The sequence below is a fragment of the Serratia sp. BNK-23 genome (genome assembly GCF_047456145.1).
Taxonomy (GTDB): Bacteria; Pseudomonadota; Gammaproteobacteria; order Enterobacterales; family Enterobacteriaceae; genus Serratia; species Serratia nematodiphila.
Window position 1 is genome coordinate 4,153,599 of the sequence record NZ_CP179900.1, and the last position, 23,592, is coordinate 4,177,190.

Consider the following 23,592-nt stretch of genomic DNA (forward strand, 5'->3'; position numbering starts at 1 on the left):
CAAACACAAGCCGAGCATCAGTTTCGGCCACGTACTATTCATCACGACTACATCTGCGTTTAGAGGGTGCCATGACTCATTCCACCAGCGAGTTAAACATTCAACAGGCCATCGACGACAGCAAGTTTTCGCTGTTTCACTGGACACTGATCATTCTCGGATTCCTGATCCTCGCCATCGACGGTTTCGATACCGCCGCCATGGGCTATATCGCCCCCTCGGTCGCCAAAGACTGGGGCATCGTGAAGCAGGATCTGGGGCCGGTGCTGAGCGCCGCGCTGTTGGGGCTGTCGCTCGGCGCGCTGATAGCCGGGCCAATCTCCGACCGCATCGGCCGCAAGCGCGTGCTGGTGTTTTCCTGCCTGTTCTTCGGCCTGTCGAGCCTGGCCACCGCCTACGCCGGCTCGCTCAATAGCCTGACGCTGTGGCGTTTCCTCACCGGCCTCGGGCTGGGAGCGGCGATGCCCAACGCTATCACGCTGATCTCCGAATACGCGCCGCAGCGCTGCCGTTCGCTGGCGATCAATACCATGTATTGCGGCTTTCCGCTGGGCGCGGCCGGCGGCGGCGCCATTTCATCGTGGCTGATCCCGAGCTACGGCTGGCACAGCGTGCTGTTGCTCGGCGCCATTGCGCCGCTGGCGTTGACGGTGTTGCTGATCCTGCTGCTGCCGGAATCGGTCAAATATATGGTCAACCGCGGGCAGGATGCGGCGAAGATCAAACGCATTGCGCAACGCTTCGTCAGCCAGAGCCTCGACGGCGTGACGCGTTTTTACCTGTATGAAGAGAAGCTGACGCAGGCCAAGACCAGCGTCGGGCTGCTGTTCAGTCGCCCTTACCTGCTCGGCACGCTGATGCTGTGGGTGACCTACTTCATGGGGCTGGTGATCTACTACGTGTTGCTGAGCTGGATGCCGATCCTGATGCAGGGCTTGGGCTATCAGCTGGAGCAATCGGCGATGCTCACCTCGCTGTTCACCTTCGGCGGCACGCTCGGCATCCTGGTGGCCGGCTGGCTGATGGACCGCTGGAATGCGCACAAAGTGGTCTCGAGCGGCTTTGTCGTCACCGCCCTGCTGATCGTGGCGATGGCCACCGAAGACAAGCAGATCGTGCTGCTGGGCGCCTTCATCTTCCTGATGGGCGTCACCATGAACGGCGCGCAGTCCGGGCTGCAAACGCTGGCGGCCACCTTCTACCCGACCCACAGCCGCGCCACCGGCATCGCCTGGATGCAGGGCATCGGCCGCTTCGGCGGCGTCGCCGGCACCATGATGGGCGCCCAACTGCTGGCGATGCAGTGGGAAGTGCAGAGCATCCTGATGTTCCTGTGCGTACCGGCTCTGATCGCCGCCATCGCCACGGTGTGCAAGATGAGCCGCAAGCCGATGCTGCAACCGGCTGCCTGAGCCTGGCAAGCCCGCCCACGGCGGGCTTTCTTCCTGCGGTGATAGGGCTTGTTTATCCTCCGCCGCCAACTGTAATCAGTCTGTAAAAATATTGTGACTAGCCGCCCAAAAATGAGTCAATTTTAATTCATTTTTGCCGAACAGCTCACTTTTCTCCGGCTTTCCGTATCTGAGACCGGCGATAAAAAATCGCATATCAACCTGATATAAAAAGAAAATAACTTTTTCTTATGCCACTTTTCAGCGGCAACTGGTCAGTGTTGCATATGCTTGTACATACAAGTATATGTTAATAAGCCCTACGCATTGTTATGCCGTGGTACTCATCCCCACCGCGGCATGGAATCTGCACCGATACTGTTTGAGGAAAATGCTGTGACTACAAATAACAAAGTTCGCAATGTCGATGTACGCGCGCCACGCGGCACACAATTAAACGCAAAAAGCTGGCTGACCGAAGCGCCGTTACGCATGCTGATGAACAACCTCGATCCTGAAGTTGCGGAGAACCCACACGAGCTGGTGGTGTACGGCGGCATCGGCCGCGCCGCGCGCGACTGGGATTGTTACGACAAGATCGTCGAAACCCTGAAAACGCTGGAAGAAGACGAAACCCTGCTGGTGCAGTCCGGCAAGCCGGTCGGCGTGTTCAAAACCCACAGCAACGCGCCGCGCGTGCTGATCGCCAACTCCAACCTGGTGCCGCACTGGGCGACCTGGGAACACTTCAACGAGCTGGACGCCAAAGGCCTGGCGATGTACGGCCAGATGACCGCCGGCAGCTGGATCTACATCGGCAGCCAGGGCATCGTTCAGGGCACCTATGAGACCTTCGTCGAAGCGGGCCGCCAGCACTACGACGGCAGTCTGCAGGGGCGTTGGGTGCTGACCGCCGGTCTGGGCGGCATGGGCGGCGCGCAACCGCTGGCTGCGACGCTGGCGGGCGCCTGCTCGCTGAACATCGAATGTCAGCAGAGCCGCATCGATTTCCGTCTGAAAACCCGCTACGTCGATGAGCAGGCCAAAGATCTGGACGACGCGCTGGCCCGCATCAAAAAATACACCGCAGAAGGCAAAGCCATCTCCATCGCTCTGTGCGGCAACGCGGCGGAAATCCTGCCTGAGCTGGTGCGCCGCGGCGTGCGCCCGGACATGGTCACCGACCAGACCAGCGCCCACGATCCGCTGAACGGCTACCTGCCGAAGGGCTGGAGCTGGGAAGAGTATCGCCAGCGCGCGCAAACCGAGCCGGCCAAAGTGGTCGCCGCCGCCAAGCAATCGATGGCCGATCACGTCAAAGCCATGCTGGCGTTCCAGCAGATGGGCGTGCCGACCTTCGACTACGGCAACAACATTCGCCAGATGGCGAAAGAAACCGGCGTCGACAACGCCTTCGACTTCCCAGGCTTCGTGCCGGCCTACATCCGTCCGCTGTTCTGCCGCGGCATCGGGCCGTTCCGCTGGGCGGCGCTGTCCGGCGATCCGCAGGACATCTACAAAACCGACGCCATGGTGAAAGAGCTGATCCCGGATGACGAGCACCTGCACCGCTGGCTGGACATGGCGCGCGAGCGCATCAGCTTCCAGGGCCTGCCGGCGCGCATCTGCTGGGTTGGCCTCGGCCAGCGCGCCAAGCTGGGCCTGGCGTTCAACGAGATGGTGCGCCGCGGCGAACTGTCCGCCCCGATCGTCATCGGCCGCGACCACCTGGATTCCGGCTCCGTTTCCAGCCCGAACCGTGAAACTGAAGCGATGAAAGACGGCTCAGATGCGGTCTCCGACTGGCCGCTGCTGAACGCCCTGCTGAACACCGCCAGCGGCGCCACCTGGGTTTCCCTGCACCACGGCGGCGGCGTCGGCATGGGCTTCTCCCAACACTCCGGCATGGTGATCGTCTGCGACGGCACCGATGAGGCCGCCGAGCGCATCGCCCGCGTGCTGCACAATGACCCGGCTACCGGGGTCATGCGTCACGCCGACGCCGGCTACGATATCGCTATCGACTGCGCCCGCGAGCAAGGCCTGAACCTGCCGATGGTTGCCGCCACCCAAGGAGAAAAAGCATGAAAGCGCTGACTATTCGCCCAGGCAAACTGACGCTGGCCCAGCTACGCGACGTCTATCAACATCCGGTGACGCTGACGCTGGACGACAACGCCTACGGCCCTATCCAGCAGAGCGTGGCCTGCGTAGAGCGCATCGTTGAAGAAAACCGCACCACATACGGCATCAACACCGGATTTGGCCTGCTGGCTTCGACGCGCATCGCCCGCGACGATTTGGAAAATCTGCAGCGCTCGATCGTGCTGTCACACGCCGCCGGCGTGGGCGAGCCGACCGACGACAATCTGGTGCGCCTGATCATGGTGCTGAAGATCAACAGCCTGTCGCGCGGCTTCTCCGGCATTCGCCTGGAAGTTATCCAGGCGCTGATCGCGCTGGTCAACGCCGAAGTCTATCCGCATATTCCGCTGAAAGGCTCCGTCGGCGCCTCCGGCGACCTGGCGCCGCTGGCGCACATGAGCCTGGTGCTGCTGGGCGAAGGTAAGGCACGCCATCAGGGCCAATGGCTGCCGGCGACCGAAGCGCTGGCCAAAGCCGGCCTGAAACCGCTGACGCTGGCGGCGAAAGAGGGCCTGGCATTGCTGAACGGCACCCAGGTCTCCGCCGCCTTCGCGCTGCGCGGCCTGTTCGATGCCGAAGATCTGTTCGCGGCCGCCACCGTGGCGGGCAGCCTGACGGTGGAAGCGGCGCTGGGCTCTCGCAGCCCGTTCGATGCGCGTATCCACGAGGTGCGCGGCCAGCGCGGCCAGATCGACGCCGCCCTCGCCTACCGCCACCTGCTCGGCGCGCGCAGCGAAGTCTCCGACTCGCACCGCAACTGTGAAAAAGTGCAGGATCCTTACTCCCTGCGCTGCCAGCCGCAGGTCATGGGCGCCTGCCTGACGCAGATCCGTCAGGCCGCCGAGGTGCTGGAGATCGAAGCCAACGCCGTCTCCGATAACCCGTTGGTGTTCGCCGAACAGGGCGACGTGCTGTCCGGCGGCAACTTCCACGCCGAACCGGTGGCGATGGCCGCCGATAACCTGGCGCTGGCATTCGCCGAAATCGGTTCGCTGTCCGAGCGCCGCATCTCGCTGATGATGGACAAACACATGTCGCAGCTGCCACCGTTCCTGGTGGAGAACGGCGGCGTGAACTCCGGCTTCATGATCGCTCAGGTCACCGCCGCAGCGCTGGCCAGCGAAAACAAAGCGCTGGCGCATCCATCAAGCGTCGACAGTATTCCGACCTCCGCCAACCAGGAGGACCACGTTTCCATGGCGCCGGCCGCCGGCCGCCGCCTGTGGAACATGGCGGACAACGTACGCGGTATTCTGGCGGTCGAGTGGCTGGCCGCCTGCCAGGGCCTGGATTTCCGCAACGGCCTGAAGACCTCGGAAGGTCTGGAGCAGGCGCGCCGTCTGCTGCGCGAGCATGTCAGTTTCTACGACAAGGATCGTTTCTTCGCCCCCGACATTGAAGCCGCCAGCCAACTCTTGGCGGCCGGTCACCTGACATCGCTGCTGCCTGCGGCGCTGCTGCCTAGCCAGGCATAATCATCACATACTGAATCACGCAGTTTGTTCTGCCCCGCCGGGTGCGTTCCACCCGGCGCGGGCAGCGCGTGCCTGTTCGGCAAACACTTAACGGGAAGCAACATGCGTAACGAAACAACACAACTCAGACGCGGACTAAACGCGCGACATATCCGTTTCATGGCTCTCGGCTCGGCGATCGGCACCGGCCTGTTCTACGGCTCCGCCGGCGCCATCCAACTGGCCGGCCCGGCGGTGCTGCTGGCCTACCTGGTGGGCGGCGCGGCGGTATTCATGGTGATGCGCGCGCTGGGCGAAATGGCGGTGCACCAGCCAGTTTCCGGTTCGTTCGGCCACTACGCCAGCCACTATCTCGGCCCGCTGGCCGGGTTCCTCACCGGCTGGACCTACACCTTTGAAATGGTGATCGTCGCCCTGGCGGACGTCACTGCCTTCGGCATCTATATGGGGCTGTGGTTCCCGGACGTCGCCCAATGGGTCTGGGTGCTCAGCATCATCCTGTTTATCGGCGCGCTCAACCTGTGCAGCGTCAAGGTTTTCGGCGAGCTGGAGTTCTGGCTGTCGCTGGTCAAGGTCGCCGCCATCGTGGCGATGATCGTCGGCGGTGCGGCGGTAATGCTGTTCGGTTTCGGGCAAGCCCAGCACGCCACCGGCATCAGCAACCTGTGGCAGCACGGCGGCTTTATGCCTAACGGCATCGGCGGCGTGGTCGCGTCATTAGCGGTAGTGATGTTCGCCTTCGGCGGCATCGAGATCATCGGCATCACCGCCAGCGAAGCGAAAGACCCCGCCAAAGTGCTGCCGAAGGCGATCAACGCCGTACCGGTGCGCATCCTGCTGTTTTACGTGCTGACGCTGACGGTGCTGATGGCGATCTATCCGTGGAACAGCATCGGCCAGAACGGCAGCCCGTTCGTTGAGATCTTCAGCAACCTCGGCATCAGCTCCGCCGCCAACGTGCTGAACGTGGTGGTGATCACCGCGGCCATTTCGGCCATCAACAGCGACATCTTCGGCGCCGGCCGCATGATGTACGGCATGGCGCAGGACGGCCAGGCGCCGCGCAGCTTCACCAAGCTGACCGCCAGCGGCGTACCGTGGATGACAGTGCTGGTGATGTCGGTCGCCCTGCTACTGGCGGTGGTGCTCAACTACCTGATCCCGGAGAAGGTCTTCATGATCATCGCCTCAATCGCCACCTTCGCCACCGTCTGGGTGTGGCTGATGATCCTGCTGTCGCAGATCGTCATGCGCCGCACGCTGTCGCCGGAAGAAACGCGTCAGTTGAGCTTCCCGGTGCCGTGGTGGCCGGTGGCGCCGGCATTGGCGACCGCCTTTATGGCGTTCGTCATCGGCCTGCTCGGCTACTTCGAAGAGAGCCGCATCGCCCTGTACGTCGGGCTGGTGTGGATCGCGTTCCTCACCGCGGCTTACTGGCTGTGGGTACGCAAAAAAGGCGGCGGTTCGCCGGTGACCACAGCGACGCAACAGATGTAACGCTCGCTTCGGCTAAAACCCGCTGCGGCGGGTTTTTTTATTGCGCCTGCGCCAGCGCTTGCAGGATATCCGCCTGCAGATCGTCAAACGCCTCCAGCCCGGCGGACAGCCGCACCAGCCCCTCGCTGATATGGTGCCGTTTCCGCTCTTCCGGCGTGTAGGCCGAGTGCGTCATGCTGGCCGGGTGTTGCGCCAGGCTTTCGCAATCGCCCAGGCTGACCGCGCGCAAGATGAGCTGCAGCGCGTTGAGGAAGCGAATGCCCGCACGCAGGCCACCCCGCAGCTCAAACGCCAGCATGCCGCCGGGGCGCGCCATTTGCCGCTGCGCCAACGCATGCTGCGGGAAGTTCGCCAGGCCGGGGTAATACACCCGCTCGACCGCCGGATGCTCCGCCAACATCTCCGCCAGGCGCTGCGCATTATCGCAATGACGATCCATGCGCAGCGGCAAAGTTTTCATCCCGCGCAGCACCAGCGCGGCATCCTGCGCCGACAGTACCGCCCCATTCATGTCCTTTAGCCCCTCCAGACGGATCGCCTCGGCCAACGCCTGACGCGTCACCGCGATCCCGGCCAGGAGATCCCCGTGCCCGCCGAGGTACTTGGTCGCCGAGTGCACCACGATATCGGCGCCTAGCGCCAAAGGCCGCTGCAGATAGGGCGTACAGTAGGTGTTGTCCACCAGCAACAGCGCCTGATGCCGATGGGCGATCTCCGCCACGGCGGCGATATCGATCAAACGCATATTGGGATTGGCCGGCGTTTCGCAATACACCAGGCGGGTACGCGGTCCAATGGCCGCCGCCAACCGCTCCGGCCGGGTCAAATCAACGTGGGTTATCTTGACGCCAAAGCGCGCCAGACCATGATGAAAGTAGCTGAAGGTGCAACCATAGACGGTTTCGTCGACAATCAGCTCATCACCCGGTCTGAGCAGCGTCCAACAACACGCGGTGATCGCCCCCATGCCGGAAGCGAACGCCACCGCCGCCTCCCCCTCCTCCAGGTTGGCGATGCGTTGCTCGAGCAGGTTTAACGTCGGGTTGGCGATGCGCGAGTAAAAGTACCCCGGCTCGGTGCCGGCAAAGCAGGCGCCGCCGTATTCCGCCGTGGGAAAAGCAAACGTAGAGCTCATAAACACCGGCGGAGACAGTGCCCCCTGATACCGCTGAGGATCGTAGCCGTAATGAATAGCCCGGGTGGCAAAGTCGTGGCCAACTGCTGTAGCGGACATAACACAACTCCTTACCTGAGTGAGTGAAGCTTAATTCGACGATTCATCTGGCAGGGCTGACGGCAACGCGCTGTCTCGCGTGCGCCGGCCGATGATTTGTAAAGTACGCAGCAGCAACGTTAACCCCAGCAGGGTATCCGGCTGCTTCAGCAAGGCGTACAGCGCGCGAAAACTGGCCGGTGGTGGATTCAACTGCAGCTCGCTGTGCGCCATCTGCAGCGCCGTTCCGCCTTCCCAGCCGAGGGTCACCAAACCTTCAAAGACGCCGGCTAATTTCTCCACCAGCGCGTTGTCGGCAATATCCACCACGTCCGACAACAGCGACAACAGATCGACCACGTTATCCAACCGGCCACCCGCCAGCAGCGGCTGCAGTTTCTCGAGCAACGCCGCCAATGATTGCAGGTCAGCCGCATGCACCGTGCTTTCCGTCATATCAGCCCCCTTACCGTGGCCCAGTAAAGGCCGCGGTTAAACCCATTGCGCAGCATGCCGCCCACCTTGGTGGCGGGCGTCGGCAGCACGTCGTGACGGTAGTCGTACACCAGCGGCATGCCGGCATTCAGCCCCATTTGCGCGACCGCCTGCACCTTGCCGTCATAATGGCTCACGGTTTGGCCCAGCCGCATTTCCGCCACGATGTTGTCGGCAATGACCGGCGCCTGATTATGGCAAGAGCCGCCGGCCTTGCTGACCGGCAAATCCACGGTATCGCCTATGACATACACGCCCTGTTGGCCGTAGACCTGCAGCGTTTGATGATCGGTCGGCAGCCAGCCTTCACCGTTTTGACTCTCGCTCAACCCGGTATTGCGCACCGCCTCGACTGCGCGAATCGGCGGCGTTGCCATCAGAATGTCGAACGGCTGCTCTTCCCCCTCAGCGGAATAGGCGATGTTACGTTGGGCGTCTACCCGGCTGAGGGTAAACCCACGCTGGTGGAGAATGTCACGTGCGGCAAAAATGGCGGGCAGCGCTTCGCCGGTCGGGCGCTGTAAAAACAGGCAGTTACGCAGCAGTTGAGAAATGGTTGGGTAGGTATAAACGATCTCCACCGCCTTGCGCACGCCGCGCCGCCGCAGGTAGTCGTCCAGCATCAGGGTGGTTTCGATCGGCGCGATGCCGCACTGATGGGGCACGTTGGGCGTTTCAGGGAAGGACACGGTGATGAAAATGCGGCCTTTCTCGATCGTCGCCAGCTTATGCGCCAACTGCCGCGCGGCCTGATACTGGTAGAAATGATCGCCCGCCTGCGCCAACCCTTCGATGCGCTCTGGCCAAGGTACGCAGCCGGTGGCGAAAACCAGAAAGTCATAGGAGTAAAGCTTACCGCTTTGCGTCGCTATACTTCGCTGTTTTAAATCGAAAGATTCCGCTTTATCAATAATAAACTGTATTTCAGGCCGCAATAAACTCCGCTGTGAACGCGTGAGCTCCTGCTTGAAAAAAGTATTGAATGCCACATACATAAACGCCGGTTTGTAATAATGCAGCGGTGAATCCGATATCATTAATAACTCAACTTTATTATTAATAATTTCCCGGTGCAATTTTGCGGCCAATAAATTGGCCAATATGGTGCCGCCGGTTCCGCCGCCGACAATGATGATTCGCTGTCGCATCAAGCCCTCGCTCAACCGGCCAGCAAGCCGGCAGTATTAAGGTATGGTGATGTTCAAGGTCTACGGCAGAACGGCGAGAAATAAACTGCCTTATTGGCAGTCTAGTAACGAATAGTTATAAAGCAAACAAAATTGGAATATAAAATAAGCGCGTTTACTATCTTTAATGAAATTATCGGGTTAAACAAAACCACGCTTTCAATAAAAAACTTATTATTAAAATGACAATCATCACGAATTTAAAACATAAAAAAACCCGCCGCGGCGGGTTTTTATTTAGCAACCGAATCGGTCGAACTTACTGGCCTTTAACTTCTTTCAGGCCGTTGAACGGCGCACGGTCACCCAGCGCTTCTTCGATACGGATCAGTTGGTTGTACTTGGCAACGCGGTCAGAACGGCTCATGGAACCGGTTTTGATCTGACCAGCCGCAGTCCCTACCGCCAGGTCAGCGATGGTCGCGTCTTCGGTTTCACCGGAACGGTGAGAGATCACCGCAGTGTAACCGGCGTCTTTCGCCATCTTGATAGCTGCCAGGGTTTCGGTCAGAGAACCGATCTGGTTGAACTTGATCAGGATGGAGTTAGCGATGCCTTTCTCGATGCCTTCTTTCAGGATCTTGGTGTTGGTCACGAACAGATCGTCGCCAACCAGCTGGATTTTGTCGCCCAGTACTTTGGTCTGGTAAGCGAAGCCCGCCCAGTCGGATTCATCCAGGCCGTCTTCGATAGACACAATTGGGTACTGTTTGGTCAGCTCTTCCAGGAAGTGAGTGAACTCTTCGGAAGTGAAGGCTTTGTTACCTTCGCCGGCCAGCACGTATTTACCGTCTTTGTAGAATTCGGAAGCCGCGCAGTCCATCGCCAGAGTGACGTCTTTGCCCAGCTCGTAGCCCGCCGCTTTTACCGCTTCAGCGATAACCGCCAGCGCTTCGGCGTTGGAACCCAGGTTTGGCGCATAGCCGCCTTCGTCGCCCACGGCGGTGTTCATGCCTTTGGCTTTCAGAACTTTCGCCAGGTGGTGGAACACTTCAGAACCGATGCGCACCGCTTCTTTCAGGGTCTTCGCGCCAACCGGCTGAATCATGAATTCCTGAATGTCGACGTTGTTGTCAGCGTGCTCGCCGCCGTTGATGATGTTCATCATCGGCAGTGGCATGGAGAATTTGCCTGGGGTGCCGTTCAGTTCAGCGATGTGCTCGTACAGCGGCATGCCTTTAGAGGCTGCGGCCGCTTTCGCTGCTGCCAGGGAAACCGCCAGAATGGCGTTGGCGCCGAAGTTGGATTTGTTTTCGGTGCCGTCCAGCTCGATCATGATCTTGTCGATGTTCGCCTGGTCTTTGGCATCTTTACCCAGTACTGCCTGAGCAATCGGACCGTTTACTGCAGCAACGGCTTTCAGTACGCCTTTACCCAGGAAACGAGACTTGTCACCGTCACGCAGTTCCAGCGCTTCGCGGGAACCGGTAGAAGCACCTGACGGCGCAGCAGCCAGGCCGACGAAACCGCCTTCCAGATGAACTTCGGCTTCAACAGTCGGGTTACCGCGGGAGTCGATGATTTCACGACCGATGACTTTAACGATTTTGGACATTAGGTTTTCCTCAGTACAAGTTAAACTAAAACTCCAGACAAACAGCGCGCGGTTCTCACCGCGCGCCGCCTACCAAATATGTTATTTCACCTGGCGCTTCTGATGCTCGCCAGCGGCTTTCACGAAGCCGGCGAACAGCGGATGCCCATCACGCGGCGTAGACGTAAATTCCGGGTGGAACTGACAGGCTACAAACCACGGGTGATTCGGCAGTTCAATGATCTCAACCAGCTTGTTGTCGGCGGAACGACCGGCGACACGCAGCCCTGCGGCTTCGATCTGCTTCAACAGCATGTTGTTAACTTCGTAACGGTGACGATGACGCTCGACAATGGTCGGTTCGCCGTACAGCTGGCGCACCAGGCTGTTGTCGCTCAGGTTGCACTGTTGGCCACCTACGCGCATCGTGCCGCCCAAATCGCTTTCTTCGCTGCGCACTTCGACGTTGCCGTCTTCGTCGCGCCATTCGGTGATCAACGCCACCACCGGGTACTTACAGTCTGGCATAAACTCGGTGGAGTTGGCGTTCTCCATCCCCGCCACGTTGCGAGCGAACTCCATCAACGCCACCTGCATGCCCAGGCAAATGCCCAGATAAGGAATGTTGTTCTCGCGCGCATAGCGTGCGGTCATCACTTTGCCTTCCACGCCGCGGTAACCGAAGCCGCCCGGGATCAGGATCGCATCCAGCCCTTTCAGCACTTCCACGCCGCGGGTTTCCACGTCCTGCGAGTCGATCAGCTTGATGTTCACGGTCAGACGGTTTTTCAGCCCGCCGTGCTTCAGCGCTTCGATCACCGACTTGTAAGCGTCCGGCAGCTCAACGTATTTGCCGACCATACCGATGGTCACTTCGCCGCCCGGATTGGCTTCTTCGTAGATCACCTGTTCCCATTCGGCCAGGTTGGCTTCCGGCGCGTTCAGGCTGAATCGTTTACAAATATAATCGTCCAGCCCCTGAGATTTCAATAGGCCTGGGATTTTATAAATAGAATCAACGTCTTTCAGAGAGATAACCGCTTTTTCCGGCACGTTGCAGAAAAGCGCGATTTTAGCGCGTTCGTTAGCAGGAACCGCGCGATCGGAACGGCAAATCAGCACATCAGGCTGGATACCGATGGAAAGCAGCTCTTTTACGGAATGCTGGGTCGGCTTGGTTTTCACTTCGCCCGCCGCCGCCATGTACGGCACCAGCGTCAGGTGCATGTACAGCGTGTGCTCGCGGCCCACTTCCACCGCCATCTGACGGATGGCTTCGAGGAACGGCAGCGATTCGATATCGCCGACGGTGCCGCCGATTTCCACCAGCACCACATCGTGGCCTTCGCCGCCTTCGATGATGCGTTCTTTGATCGCGTTGGTGATGTGCGGAATGACCTGCACGGTCGCGCCCAGATAGTCGCCGCGGCGTTCTTTACGCAGCACGTCGGAGTAGATGCGGCCGGTGGTGAAGTTGTTGCGACGCGACATTTTGGTGCGAATGAATCGCTCGTAGTGACCCAAATCCAGATCGGTTTCTGCGCCGTCTTCGGTGACGAAAACTTCCCCATGCTGAATCGGGCTCATGGTGCCCGGATCCACGTTGATGTACGGGTCCAGTTTCATGATGGTAACGTTGAGGCCACGGGCTTCAAGAATAGCCGCCAGAGAGGCTGCGGCAATGCCTTTACCCAGAGAGGATACGACCCCGCCGGTCACAAAAATATAATTAGTTGTCATGCTGAACCTGAGAGTTTAGGTTTAAAGACGATGGAAGAACCAGGACGGGAAAGTAGTATACCCGAACCTCTCCTGACCTACAAACGATCGTTTTGCTGTCCATCATCTCGGCCGCCCTCCCGTGTTCATCAGGGTTTACTCCGCCGGCGCTCCGCAAACCCTCCAGGAAATACAAAGAGTTAGCGGAGAAAATTTCTTTTTACCGCCCCTCAGGAGCGATAAAACGCCTTAGATTTCAGTTTGTTGGCCTTTTGCTGCCGACGGCAGCCATGCGCCTGTGACCTGACTGCAAGCTTAACCGTTTCAGCTTTCGTGAACCTTGTCGGCGATCAACATTGTCGTCGCAGCGATTCAACTTTCCTGGCGTTTCACCTGCTGCCAGGCGTCCTCCATCTGCTCCAGCGTGGCGTCTTCAAGCCGCAGCCCGCGTTGCTGGACGATCGCTTCCACCTGGCGGAAGCGGCGCTCGAACTTGCGGTTCGCCGCCTGCAGCGCGTTCTCCGCCTTGTGCCCCAGATGGCGCGACAGGTTCACCGTGGCGAACAGCAGATCGCCGATCTCCTCTTCCAGCTTGCTCTCATCGACCACCGCCTGGCGGGCTTCGTGCATCACTTCATCGATCTCTTCGTACACTTTGTCCAGCACCGGCCCCAGGGTGTTCCAGTCGAAGCCGACCGAGGCGCAGCGTTTTTGGATTTTGTGCGCCTTCATCAGCGCCGGCAACGCCTGCGGAATGTCGTCCAGCACCGAGTGCAGCGCTTTTTCGGCGCGCTCGCCGGCCTTGAGCTGCTCCCAGCGCGCGGCCACGGCTTCGCTGTCTCCGCCCTCGGCGTCGCCGAAGATATGCGGGTGACGGCGCTCCAGCTTATCGCTGATGGCGGTGCACACCTCATCGAAATCGAACAGCCCCTGTTCCTGCCCCATCTGGGCGTAGAACACCACCTGGAACAGCAAATCGCCCAGTTCGTCGCGCAGATCGGCGTAGTCCTGCCGCTCGATGGCGTCCAGCACTTCGTAAGTCTCTTCCAGCGTGTAGGGCGCGATGGTGGCGAAAGTTTGCTTGCGGTCCCACGAGCAACCGACCTGCGGATCGCGCAGCGTTTTCATGATGTTCAGCAGGCGCTGCAGCGGAGTGGATTGGGTCATAAAAAATCTCTGAGAAAGAATGGGGGCGCATGGGAGCGCCCACCGAATGCATGGACCTCGGGCCGTATCGATAGCGCATACGGCCCGAAAGGCGATGTGAGCTTAATTGCCGTGCAGACGCTTGGCGTCTATCACGTCCGGCAGCTGGTTCAGCTTCGCCAGCACCCGGCTCAGCACCTGCTGGTTGTAGATTTCGATATCCATGTCGATGGTGGCCAACTGTTTCTTGGTGTCGCTGCGGCTGGCAACCCCCAGCACGTTGACCTTTTCGTTGGCCAAAATGGTGGTAATGTCGCGCAGCAACCCGCTGCGATCGTTGGCCATCACGCGCACCACCAGCGAATAACCGCTGGAGTAGCTTTCACCCCATACCGCATCGACGATGCGCTCCGGCGCGTGCGATTGCAAATCGACCAGCTGATCGCAGTCCGCACGGTGGATCGAGATACCGCGCCCCTGGGTGATAAAACCGACGATGTCGTCGCCCGGGATCGGCTGGCAGCAGCGGGCAATGTGGTGCATCAGGTTGCCCACGCCCTCCACCACCACTCGGCCGTTGTCCTTGTTGCGGGCCGGCGGCGGCGCTTTCTGCTGCACCAGCTGGCGCAGCGCCTCGCGATCCTGTTCTTCGGCGCTCGGCTTGTTGAACTTGCCCTGCAGGTAATTCACCATCTGATTCAGGCGAATGTCCCCGCCGCCGATCGCCGCCAATACCTCGTCCAGCGAGTTCATGTTGTAGCGCGGGATCAGCAGCTTTTCGGCCTCTTTCAGGCTGATGCCGAGGTGTTCCAGTTCGTTGTCCAGCATCTGGCGGCCGGCGAGAATGTTCTTGTCGCGATCCTGCTTGCGGAACCAGTTGTGGATCTTCGAGCGCCCGCGGCTGGTGGTGACATACCCCAGGTTTGGGTTCAGCCAGTCGCGGCTCGGGTTCGGCTGTTTCTGGGTGATGATCTCAATCTGATCGCCCATCTTCAGCTGATAGGTAAACGGCACGATGCGGCCGCCGATCTTGGCGCCGATACAGCGGTGACCGACGTCGCTGTGAATGTGGTAGGCGAAATCGAGCGGCGTGGAGCCGGCCGGCAGATCCACCACGTCGCCTTTCGGGGTAAATACATAGACCCGATCGTCGAACACCTGGCTGCGCACTTCGTCGAGCATCTCGCCGGAGTCCGCCATTTCTTCCTGCCAGGCGATCAGCTTGCGCAGCCAGGCGATGCGTTCTTCGTAGCCGGAGCGCACGGTCACGCCTGCGCCCTCTTTGTACTTCCAGTGCGCGGCCACGCCCAGTTCGGCGTCTTCGTGCATTTGGCGCGTGCGGATCTGAATCTCTACGGTTTTGCCGCGCGGCCCCAGCACCACGGTGTGGATCGACTGGTAGCCGTTCGGTTTCGGGTTAGCGACGTAGTCGTCGAACTCATCCGGCAAATGGCGGAAGTGGGTATGCACGATGCCCAACGCCGCGTAGCAATCCTGCAGGCGCTCCGCCACGATGCGCACCGCACGCACGTCGAACAGTTCGTCGAACGCCAGGTGTTTTTTCTGCATCTTGCGCCAGATGCTGTAGATGTGTTTCGGCCGGCCGTAGATCTCCACCCGAATGCCTTCGTTGGCCATCTCGGCGCGCAGCCCGGCGACGAAATCGTCGATGAACTGTTCGCGATCGATGCGGCGCTCATGCAATAGCTTGGCGATGCGCTTATATTCTTCCGGATGCAGGTAGCGGAAGCAGAAATCCTCCAGCTCCCACTTCAGTTGGCCGATGCCGAGCCGGTTGGCCAGCGGGGCGTAGATGTTGGAACACTCTTTCGCCGCCAGCACGCGTTCGTCTTCCGGCGCGTCTTTCACCTCACGCAGGTGGGCGATGCGCTCCGCCAGCTTGATGACCACGCAGCGGAAATCCTCCACCATCGCCAACAGCATGCGGCGCACGTTGTCGACCTGTTCGGAGGCCATCGAGTCGTTTTGGGTGGCTTTCAGTTGGCGAATGGCGTCCATGTCACGCACGCCGTGCACCAGCGCGACGATGCCCTTGCCGAACGCTTCGGTCAGGGTCTCTTCCTGCACGATGCCGGCGTCCACCAGCGGGAACAGCAGCGCGGCGCGCATGCTGTCATTGTCCATGCTCAGCGTCGAGAGAATTTCCACCATCTCCAGGCCGCGCCACAGCAGCAGCGAGGCGTCAGGATGGTTTTGGGTCTGCTGCTCACAATAACGCCAGGTTGCGGCCAATCGCTCACATGACTGCGGGTTAGGTAGCCCCAAGCCGGCGATCCACTCATCAAGAGCGAACTCACCCGCCGTATTCAGATGTGCACTTCTTACCGCAACCATAACTTCTCCCTACTTTGCAGCGACCTCTGGCGCACGCTCGTTGATAAACAGCGCCATTGATTCAAGATGCCCCGTGTGCGGAAACATATCCAACATCCGCACGCGCGCAAGACGATAACCGGCGTTCAACAGCACGTTGCTGTCGCGAGCCAGCGTGGTGGGGTTACAGGAAACATACACCACCCGCGCCGGCGCCAGTTTTACAATGTGTGACATCACCCCGGCCGCACCAGCGCGGGCGGGATCCAGCATCACCTTATCAAACCCTTGTGCTGCCCAAGGTTGCCGCGCAACGTTGTCCTCCAGATTCTCATGGAAGAACGACGCATTATTCAGCTTATTCTTATGTGCATTATATTGCCCATTCGCTACCAGCGTGGCAACACCTTCGATGCCCACCACCGCGGCGGCGCGGCGCGCCAGCGGCAGGGTGAAATTACCCATGCCGCAGAACAGGTCCAGCACCCGATCATTGGGTTGAATGTCGAGCCATTCAAGGGCCTGCGCCACCATTTGTTGGTTTACGACGTCATTGACCTGAATAAAGTCGCGCGGACTGAAGTCTAAGCGTAGCCCGTCAACCTGATAATACGGCGTTTCACCGCACAGTTTTTCCACCCGTTCGCTGTCCGGCGCCAGATAAACGGCGACCTTTTCCCGCTCGCCAAACGCCAACAGCGCCTGCCGATCCGCCTCTTTCAGCGCGTCGAGATGACGCAGCACCAGCAGCGGGCCGTTATCCGCCAGCACCAGCTCCACATGCCCCAGCCGCCGCACCGCCTGCAGCCCGCTCAGGCAGGCGCGCACCGGCGCCAGCAGCTGCTCCAGCTCCGGCCGCAGCACCGGGCAGTGCTCCACCGCCACCAGCTCGCTGGAGGCCGCCTGCCGAAAGCCCATCATCAGGCGCTGCAGCTTCGGCTGCCATGCCAGGCTCAGGCGGGCGCGGCGGCGATAGCCGTATTCCGGGCCGGCGATCACCGGTTCCTGTTGCGGGGTTACTCCGGTTTCGCGGGCGATCATGCGCACCAGCGCCGCCGCCTTGCTCTGCTGTTGCAGCGCCTCATCCGCATGTTGCTGCTGGCAGCCGCCGCACACGCCGAAATGCGGGCAGCGCGGTTCTACCCGCTGCGGGCTGCGGCTCAGCAGGCGTTTGAGCTTGCCTTTGGCGAACTGACGCTTGTCTTCGGTCAGCTGGATTTCCGCCTGCTCGCCCGGCAAGACGCCCGGCACGAACACCGCTTTGCCGTCGTGGCGCGCCACGCCCTGGCCGAAAGGATCGAGATCGCTCACCGTCACGGTGAAGATTTGTGAGCTCTGCCGGGTCGTCACGCGGCGTTTGGGAGAGTAGAATTGCGCCATATTTGTCGATTGTGTGCTGGTTCATTAAGCTAGTGTCAGCTGTCAATTCTCCCACATTGGAATCCCATGACCAAATACAGCCTGCGTGCGCGCATGATGATCCTGATTCTGGCACCGACCTTGCTGATTGGTTTGCTGCTCAGCACCTTCTTCGTGGTGCACCGCTATAACGAGCTGCAGGAACAACTGGTCGACGCCGGCGCCAGCATCATCGAGCCGCTGGCGGTGGCCAGCGAGTACGGCATGACGTTCCGCAGCCGCGAATCGGTCAGGCAGTTGGTCAGCCTGTTGCACCGCCGCCATTCGGACATCGTGCGTTCGATCACCGTGTTCGATGCGCAGAACAATTTGTTCGTCACCTCCAATTATCATCACAACTTCGCTCAGCTGCAGCTGCCGAAAGGCGTGCCGTTGCCCACCGATCTGATGCTCACCCGACGCGGCGATTCGCTGATCCTGCGCACGCCGATCCTGTCGGAAAGCCAGTATCCGGATGAAACCGCCGACGGCGGCAGCCATCCCGACAACAACCTGGGCTATGTGGCGATCGAGCTGGATCTGCAGTCGGTGCGGCTGCAGCAATATAAAGAGGTCTTTGTCTCTACCCTGCTGTTGCTGCTGTGCATGTGTATCGCCATCCTGTTCGCTTACCGGCTGATGCGCGACGTGACCGGCCCGATCCGCAATATGGTGAACACCGTCGACCGCATCCGCCGCGGCCAGCTCGACAGCCGCGTGGAAGGCTACATGCTCGGCGAGCTGCACATGCTGAAAAACGGCATCAACTCGATGGCGATGTCGCTCACCGCCTATCACGAAGAGATGCAGCAGAACATCGATCAGGCCACGTCAGACCTGCGCGAAACGCTGGAGCAGATGGAGATCCAGAACGTCGAACTGGATCTGGCGAAAAAACGTGCGCAGGAGGCGGCGCGCATCAAGTCCGAATTTCTGGCCAACATGTCGCATGAGCTGCGTACTCCGCTCAACGGCGTGATCGGCTTCACCCGCCAGATGCTGAAAACCGATCTGAGCGCAACCCAGACCGACTATTTGCAGACCATCGAGCGCTCGGCCAACAACCTGCTGACCATCATCAATGACGTGCTGGACTTTTCCAAGCTGGAGGCCGGCAAGCTGGTGCTGGAGCATATTCCGTTCGCCCTGCGTGAAACGCTGGACGAAGTGGTGGTGCTGCTGGCGCCCAGCGCCCACGACAAGGGCCTGGAGCTGACGCTGGATGTGCACAACGACGTGCCGGAGCAGGTGATCGGCGACTCGCTGCGCCTGCAGCAAATCATCACCAACCTGCTGGGCAACGCCATCAAATTCACCGAAACCGGCAATATCGACATTCGCGTCGAGCTGCGCAAACAGCTGGATCGCCGGGTGGAAGTGGAAGTGCAGATCCACGATACCGGCATCGGCATCTCCGAACGCCAGCAGTCGCAGCTGTTCCAGGCATTCCGCCAGGCGGACGCCAGCATCTCCCGCCGCCACGGCGGCACCGGGCTGGGGCTGGTGATCACACAAAAGCTGGTGAAAGAGATGGGGGGCGATATCTGCTTCCACAGCCAGTTGAACCGCGGCTCGACCTTCTGGTTCCATATCACGCTGGATCTGAACGAGGGCATGCTGTCGCTGGCGCCGAGCCTGCCGGATCTGAACGGCAAAACGCTGGCCTATATCGAGTCCAACCCGACGGCGGCGCAGGCGACGCTCAACATGCTCAGCGTCACGCAGCTGGTGATCACCCACTCGCCGACGCTGGGCCAGCTGCCGCCAAGCCACTATGACTTCCTGCTGGCCGGCGTGCCGATCCCGTTCCGCGACAACATGGCGCAGCATCAGGACAAATTGCTGGCCTCGCTGAAGCTGGCCGATAGGGTCATTCTGGCGCTGCCGTGCCAGGCGCAGATCGATGCCGAGCTGCTTAAACAACAAGGCGCGCTCGGCTGCCTGATCAAGCCGATCACCAGCACGCGTCTGTTCCCTCTGCTGAGAATGGAGACGCCCGATCGGCTCGCCGCCCCGCCTGAGCGTAAACGTCTGCCGCTGACGGTGATGGCGGTCGACGACAACCCGGCCAACCTGAAGCTGATCGGCACGCTGCTGGGCGAACAGGTGGAAAAAACGCTGCTGTGCGAGAGCGGTGAGGAAGCGCTGGCGCTGGCGCGCAACAACGTGCTGGATCTGATCCTGATGGACATTCAAATGCCGAAGATGGACGGCATTCACGCCAGCGAACTGATCCGCCAGTTGCCGCACCACAACTCCACGCCGATCGTCGCCGTCACCGCCCATGCAGCCAGCGGCGAGCGCGAGCACCTGCTGCAGGCCGGGATGGACGACTACCTGGCCAAGCCGATCGACGAGAAAATGCTGACCCGCGTGCTGTCGCGCTATCACAGTGGCGAAATGGAAAACGCCGTCGCCGACGACGCGCCGCTGTCGCTCGACTGGCCGCTGGCGCTGCGTCAGGCGGCCAATAAGCCGGATCTGGCGCGCGATCTGCTGCAAATGCTGCTCGATTTCCTGCCGCAGGTGCGCGAACGAGTGCAGGCGCTGCTCGAAGGGCAACACGACGACGAGATCCTCGACCTGGTCCATAAGCTGCACGGCAGCTGCAGCTACAGCGGCGTGCCGCGCCTCAAGCAGCTGTGTTTCTACCTCGAGCGGCAGCTGCGCCAGGGCATCACCAACGACGAACTGGAGCCGGAGTGGCTGGAGCTGTTGGATGAGATTGAACTGGTGATCCACGCGGCGCGCGTGCATCTGGCGCAACCGGCCTGAATCCTCAGGCCATAATGCAAAAAGGCACGCCATAGCGTGCCTTTGTTGCTTTTAGCGCCTGACGTTTATCACTGCGCCAGCAGGTACAGCTGGCTATCGCCGCGCTGAATATTCAACGCCAGCACCGACGGCTTGCTGTCGAGGATTTTACGCAACTCGCCCAGGTTCTGGATCGGCTGTTGGTTCACGCCCAGGATTACGTCGCCCTTTTTCAGGCCGATGCGCGCGGCGGCGCTGCCGGCTTTCACGCTGTCGACCTTGACGCCTTTCTGGTTGCCGACCTGGGCATTGCTCAGCTCGGCGCCTTCAATGCCGGTGTAGATATTGCCCGAGGCCACCTGGGTCTGCGCGCTTTGCTCCAGCGTGACGTCAATGGTCACCGGTTTGCCGTCGCGGATAATGCCCAGCGACATCTTGCTGCCGACCGGCAGCGTGCCGATCTCCGCCCGGAACGAGGCGAAGCTGGAGATGGCCTTGCCGTTCATGGTGACGATCACGTCACCGGCTTTGATGCCCGCCTTCGCGGCGGAAGACTTCGGCACCACCTGGCTGACGAAAGCGCCGCGCTGCGCGTCGACCTTCATCGCCTTGGCCAGCTCAGAGTTAAGCTCGGTGCCCATGATGCCGAGCTCGCCGCGTTTCACTTGGCCATACTCGACCATTTGCGCCGTCAGGTTTTTCACCATGTTGCTCGGAATGGCGAAGCCGATGCCGATGTTGCCGCCGTCCGGCGCCAGGATCGCGGTGTTGATGCCGATCAGCTCGCCGTTCAGGTTAACCAGCGCGCCGCCGGAGTTGCCGCGGTTGATCGCCGCATCGGTCTGGATAAAGTTTTCGTAGTTTTCGATATTCAGGCCGCTGCGCCCCAGGGCGGAAACGATGCCCGAGGTGGCGGTTTCGCCCAGCCCGTAGGGGTTGCCGATCGCTACGGTGTAATCGCCGACGCGCAACTGATCGGAATCCGCCATCTTGATCGCCGTCAGATTCTTGAAGTCTTTCAGCTGGATCAGGGCGATGTCGGAACGCGGATCCTTGCCGATCACCTTGGCGTCGAAACGGCGGCCGTCGCTCAGCTGCACCTGGATCTTGTTGGCGTTATCCACCACGTGGTTATTGGTCACCACATAGCCCTTGGCGGCATCGATGACCACCCCGGCGCCCAGCGCCTGGAATTTCTGCTGCGAGCCCTGCGGCTGGCCATCCGGCCCAGGCTGTTCACCGCCCTGACACATCGGCGAGCCCTGGAACGGCGAACCGTCCTGGCAGAACGGCGAATCTTCACCGAAGAACTGTTGGAACTGCTGCGGCATGCGCGGCGTATTGACCGTGGTGCTGCCCTCAACGTTAATGCTCACCACGGAAGGCATTACCTTTTCCAGCATCGGCGCCAGGCTCGGCAACTGCTGGGTGCTGGAAGACGCGGTTTCAGCGGCGCTGGCCGTTACCGGGCCCATCGCCATACCGATGCTGAATGCCAGTGCGCTCAGAACTAATGCGGTTTTTTTCATCTGTGTGTCTCTTATAAAGTCGTTCAAAAAAGAATGGCCGTCTTGCGTGCTTATTCAGAGTTAATTAATAGCCTGAAGTTCCGGCACAGATGATTGGCAATAGTAAACAAATATTGTCCGTCTTTACAAAAATCAAGACAGCCAACCGGTTGGAATTGCTGATAATTATTCCTCAGCTTAATTATTCCGCCGCCATTAATCGACGATATTCATCATAGGCATAAAGGTCGGTCATTCCGCTGATATAGTCCTGCAATAAACGCGCGCGGAAATAATATTCCCGAATGGCTTGCTGCTCCGGCGATAAATGCTGCAGCCCTTCTACCGCCTCCGCATACGCCAGCCGATGCTTGGTGGACAGCTTGTGGAACAGGCGCGTTTCGATCGGGTAAGCGCGGTGGCTGTCCTCACGCACCAGCAGGCTGAAGTCCGCCAGCGACATCGCCAACAGCGGGCTGTAAATGTCCAGCAGGCCGCTGATCACCCGGTAGCCTTGCAGCTCGAGCTGTTCGACCTCCGGGTGGTTGAACACATGCTTGAACGCCACATTTTTAAATATTTTCAGCAGCCGGTAGGCCGGGCTGGAATCCTCCAGCAGCGCCTGATTGAAGCTGCCCTGATAAACCGCGTCCAGATTGTCGATAAAGCGCTGCGCCGCGTGCGGCACCAGCCGCGCCACGGTAAACACCCGCAGATACATGAAGAACTGATCTTCCGCGCTGCGCCGCGCGCCACCGCGATCGATCTTGCGAAACGCGCTGGCGACGGTCTTGTCGAACAGATCGCCCGGCGCCACCTCGCCCCACTCCTGAATCAGGTGCTGATACAGTTGCTCGACGGTGAAAATGCTCTTCTCCACCGCGTCTTCCAGATCGGCCACACAGTACGAGATATCGTCGGCGGCCTCCATAATGTAGGTCAGCGGGAAACGATCGAACTCGCCCATATGCAGCTCACGCCGCAGCCGATCGACGAAGGCCTCTTCCGCCAGATAGTAGCCGGGCTTTTTCATCAGATAACTGTGGCTGGCGGGGATGTCGCTCGCCCAGTAGGCCGGGCGGGTGTATTTCAGAATGCAGCCGACCTGCGCGTAGGTCAGGTTGAGCTTGAGCAGGCTGTACACCATGCGGATCGCCTGGGCGTTGCCCTCGAAGTGGCTGAGATCCTGACGGATCCGGCTGCGCAGCCGGTTCAGATCGCTCTCCCCTTCATGCAGGCGCAGCGTCGCCACCTGGCAGCGATCGTGGCTGCCCGGCTCGCTGCCGCAGCTGGCGGGATCGAGCCGCTGGGAAAACCAGTCATTGATCGCCGATTCGCCGAAGTGACCGAACGGCGGATTGCCGATGTCGTGCATCAGGCAGGCCATTTCCACGATGCTTTCAAACGGATCGAGCAACCGGGTCAGGCCGAGTTCGTCGATCTTCCCCGCCTGTTTGAAGCGGTTGAGGATCTCTTTGGCGATATGGCGCCCGACCTGCTGCACCTCCATCGAGTGCGTCAGGCGGCTGCGCACCGCCGCGTTGCGCTCCAGCGGAAATACCTGAGTTTTTTGCTGCAGACGGCGAATGGCCGCCGAGTTGACGATGCGCCCGCGATCGCTCTCGAACTGCCGCACGATGTCGTACTCTTCCTCGGCCTCGATCGGTTTGCTGAAAGGCCGTTGGAAGCTGATTTTTTGCTTGAAGTCGATCCCGGACATCTGTTTCTCCGCCGTTGCGCCCTGCCCCCGTGATAACAATTCCCGGCGGCGGATGCAACGCATTATCTCTCTTACA

General features: G+C 60.3%; 15 protein-coding genes. 5 read left to right on the forward strand and 10 right to left on the reverse strand.

All coding sequences use genetic code 11. The features are described from left to right. Window positions 1-71: 71 nt before the first annotated feature. The 4 genes from ACMGF9_RS19845 to ACMGF9_RS19860 all read left to right on the forward strand — a co-directional run bounded on the left by ACMGF9_RS19845 (window position 72) and on the right by ACMGF9_RS19860 (window position 6,508). Entirely contained in the window at window positions 72-1,412 is a 1,341-nt protein-coding gene (locus ACMGF9_RS19845; RefSeq protein ID WP_015376678.1) for an MFS transporter, read from the forward strand. Between the two features lie 375 nt (window positions 1,413-1,787). Further along, window positions 1,788-3,479 carry a urocanate hydratase gene (gene hutU / locus ACMGF9_RS19850; RefSeq protein ID WP_015376677.1) on the forward strand — a complete coding sequence of 564 codons (1,692 nt, stop codon included), beginning with the start codon at window positions 1,788-1,790 and terminating at the stop codon, window positions 3,477-3,479. After that, the gene (gene hutH, locus ACMGF9_RS19855) at window positions 3,476-5,011 is read left to right on the forward strand and encodes a histidine ammonia-lyase (RefSeq protein WP_015376676.1); all 1,536 of its coding nucleotides are present in this window, start codon (window positions 3,476-3,478) and stop codon (window positions 5,009-5,011) included. Before hutU ends, hutH begins: the two co-directional genes overlap by 4 nt. 102 nt (window positions 5,012-5,113) lie before the next feature. Then, window positions 5,114-6,508 (forward strand): amino acid permease, encoded by a 1,395-nt coding sequence (locus tag ACMGF9_RS19860; protein ID WP_015376675.1) that lies wholly within the window; start codon window positions 5,114-5,116, stop codon window positions 6,506-6,508. A gap of 37 nt (window positions 6,509-6,545) precedes the next feature. On the opposite strand, the gene ACMGF9_RS19865 is transcribed toward ACMGF9_RS19860, so the two are convergent. The 8 genes from ACMGF9_RS19865 to rlmD form a co-directional block, all read right to left on the reverse strand. Beyond that, a complete protein-coding gene (locus ACMGF9_RS19865) occupies window positions 6,546-7,742 on the reverse strand; it encodes a methionine gamma-lyase (RefSeq protein WP_031300382.1) in 1,197 nt (398 codons plus the stop codon). A gap of 30 nt (window positions 7,743-7,772) precedes the next feature. After that, on the reverse strand, window positions 7,773-8,177 hold the full coding sequence (locus ACMGF9_RS19870; RefSeq protein ID WP_015376673.1) for a hypothetical protein: 405 nt from the start codon (window positions 8,175-8,177) through the stop codon (window positions 7,773-7,775). Continuing rightward, on the reverse strand, window positions 8,174-9,364 hold the full coding sequence (locus ACMGF9_RS19875) for an NAD(P)/FAD-dependent oxidoreductase (RefSeq protein ID WP_075684532.1): 1,191 nt from the start codon (window positions 9,362-9,364) through the stop codon (window positions 8,174-8,176). Before ACMGF9_RS19875 ends, ACMGF9_RS19870 begins: the two co-directional genes overlap by 4 nt. A 298-nt stretch (window positions 9,365-9,662) precedes the next feature. Then, window positions 9,663-10,958 (reverse strand): phosphopyruvate hydratase, encoded by a 1,296-nt coding sequence (eno, locus tag ACMGF9_RS19880; protein ID WP_004932670.1) that lies wholly within the window; start codon window positions 10,956-10,958, stop codon window positions 9,663-9,665. An 81-nt stretch (window positions 10,959-11,039) separates the two neighbouring features. Then, window positions 11,040-12,677 carry a glutamine hydrolyzing CTP synthase gene (pyrG, locus tag ACMGF9_RS19885; protein ID WP_004932674.1) on the reverse strand — a complete coding sequence of 546 codons (1,638 nt, stop codon included), beginning with the start codon at window positions 12,675-12,677 and terminating at the stop codon, window positions 11,040-11,042. Between the two features lie 351 nt (window positions 12,678-13,028). Next, window positions 13,029-13,823 (reverse strand): nucleoside triphosphate pyrophosphohydrolase, encoded by a 795-nt coding sequence (mazG, locus tag ACMGF9_RS19890; RefSeq protein ID WP_033631803.1) that lies wholly within the window; start codon window positions 13,821-13,823, stop codon window positions 13,029-13,031. A 102-nt stretch (window positions 13,824-13,925) separates the two neighbouring features. Beyond that, a complete protein-coding gene (gene relA, locus ACMGF9_RS19895) occupies window positions 13,926-16,157 on the reverse strand; it encodes a GTP diphosphokinase (protein ID WP_004932686.1) in 2,232 nt (743 codons plus the stop codon). 9 nt (window positions 16,158-16,166) lie between these two features. After that, window positions 16,167-17,516 carry a 23S rRNA (uracil(1939)-C(5))-methyltransferase RlmD gene (gene rlmD / locus ACMGF9_RS19900; protein ID WP_044029673.1) on the reverse strand — a complete coding sequence of 450 codons (1,350 nt, stop codon included), beginning with the start codon at window positions 17,514-17,516 and terminating at the stop codon, window positions 16,167-16,169. 66 nt (window positions 17,517-17,582) lie between these two features. On the opposite strand from rlmD, the gene barA reads away from it, so the two are divergent. Next, entirely contained in the window at window positions 17,583-20,309 is a 2,727-nt protein-coding gene (barA, locus tag ACMGF9_RS19905) for a two-component sensor histidine kinase BarA (RefSeq protein ID WP_015376668.1), read from the forward strand. 68 nt (window positions 20,310-20,377) lie between these two features. On the opposite strand, the gene degP is transcribed toward barA, so the two are convergent. Together degP and dgt are read right to left on the reverse strand one after the other, a co-directional pair. Beyond that, window positions 20,378-21,817: a serine endoprotease DegP gene (degP, locus tag ACMGF9_RS19910; RefSeq protein ID WP_166444847.1), complete on the reverse strand. Its 1,440-nt coding sequence runs from the start codon at window positions 21,815-21,817 to the stop codon at window positions 20,378-20,380. Window positions 21,818-21,998: 181 nt separating this feature from the next. Beyond that, the gene (dgt, locus tag ACMGF9_RS19915) at window positions 21,999-23,516 is read right to left on the reverse strand and encodes a dGTPase (protein ID WP_099982107.1); all 1,518 of its coding nucleotides are present in this window, start codon (window positions 23,514-23,516) and stop codon (window positions 21,999-22,001) included. Between the last annotated feature and the right edge of the window lie 76 nt (window positions 23,517-23,592).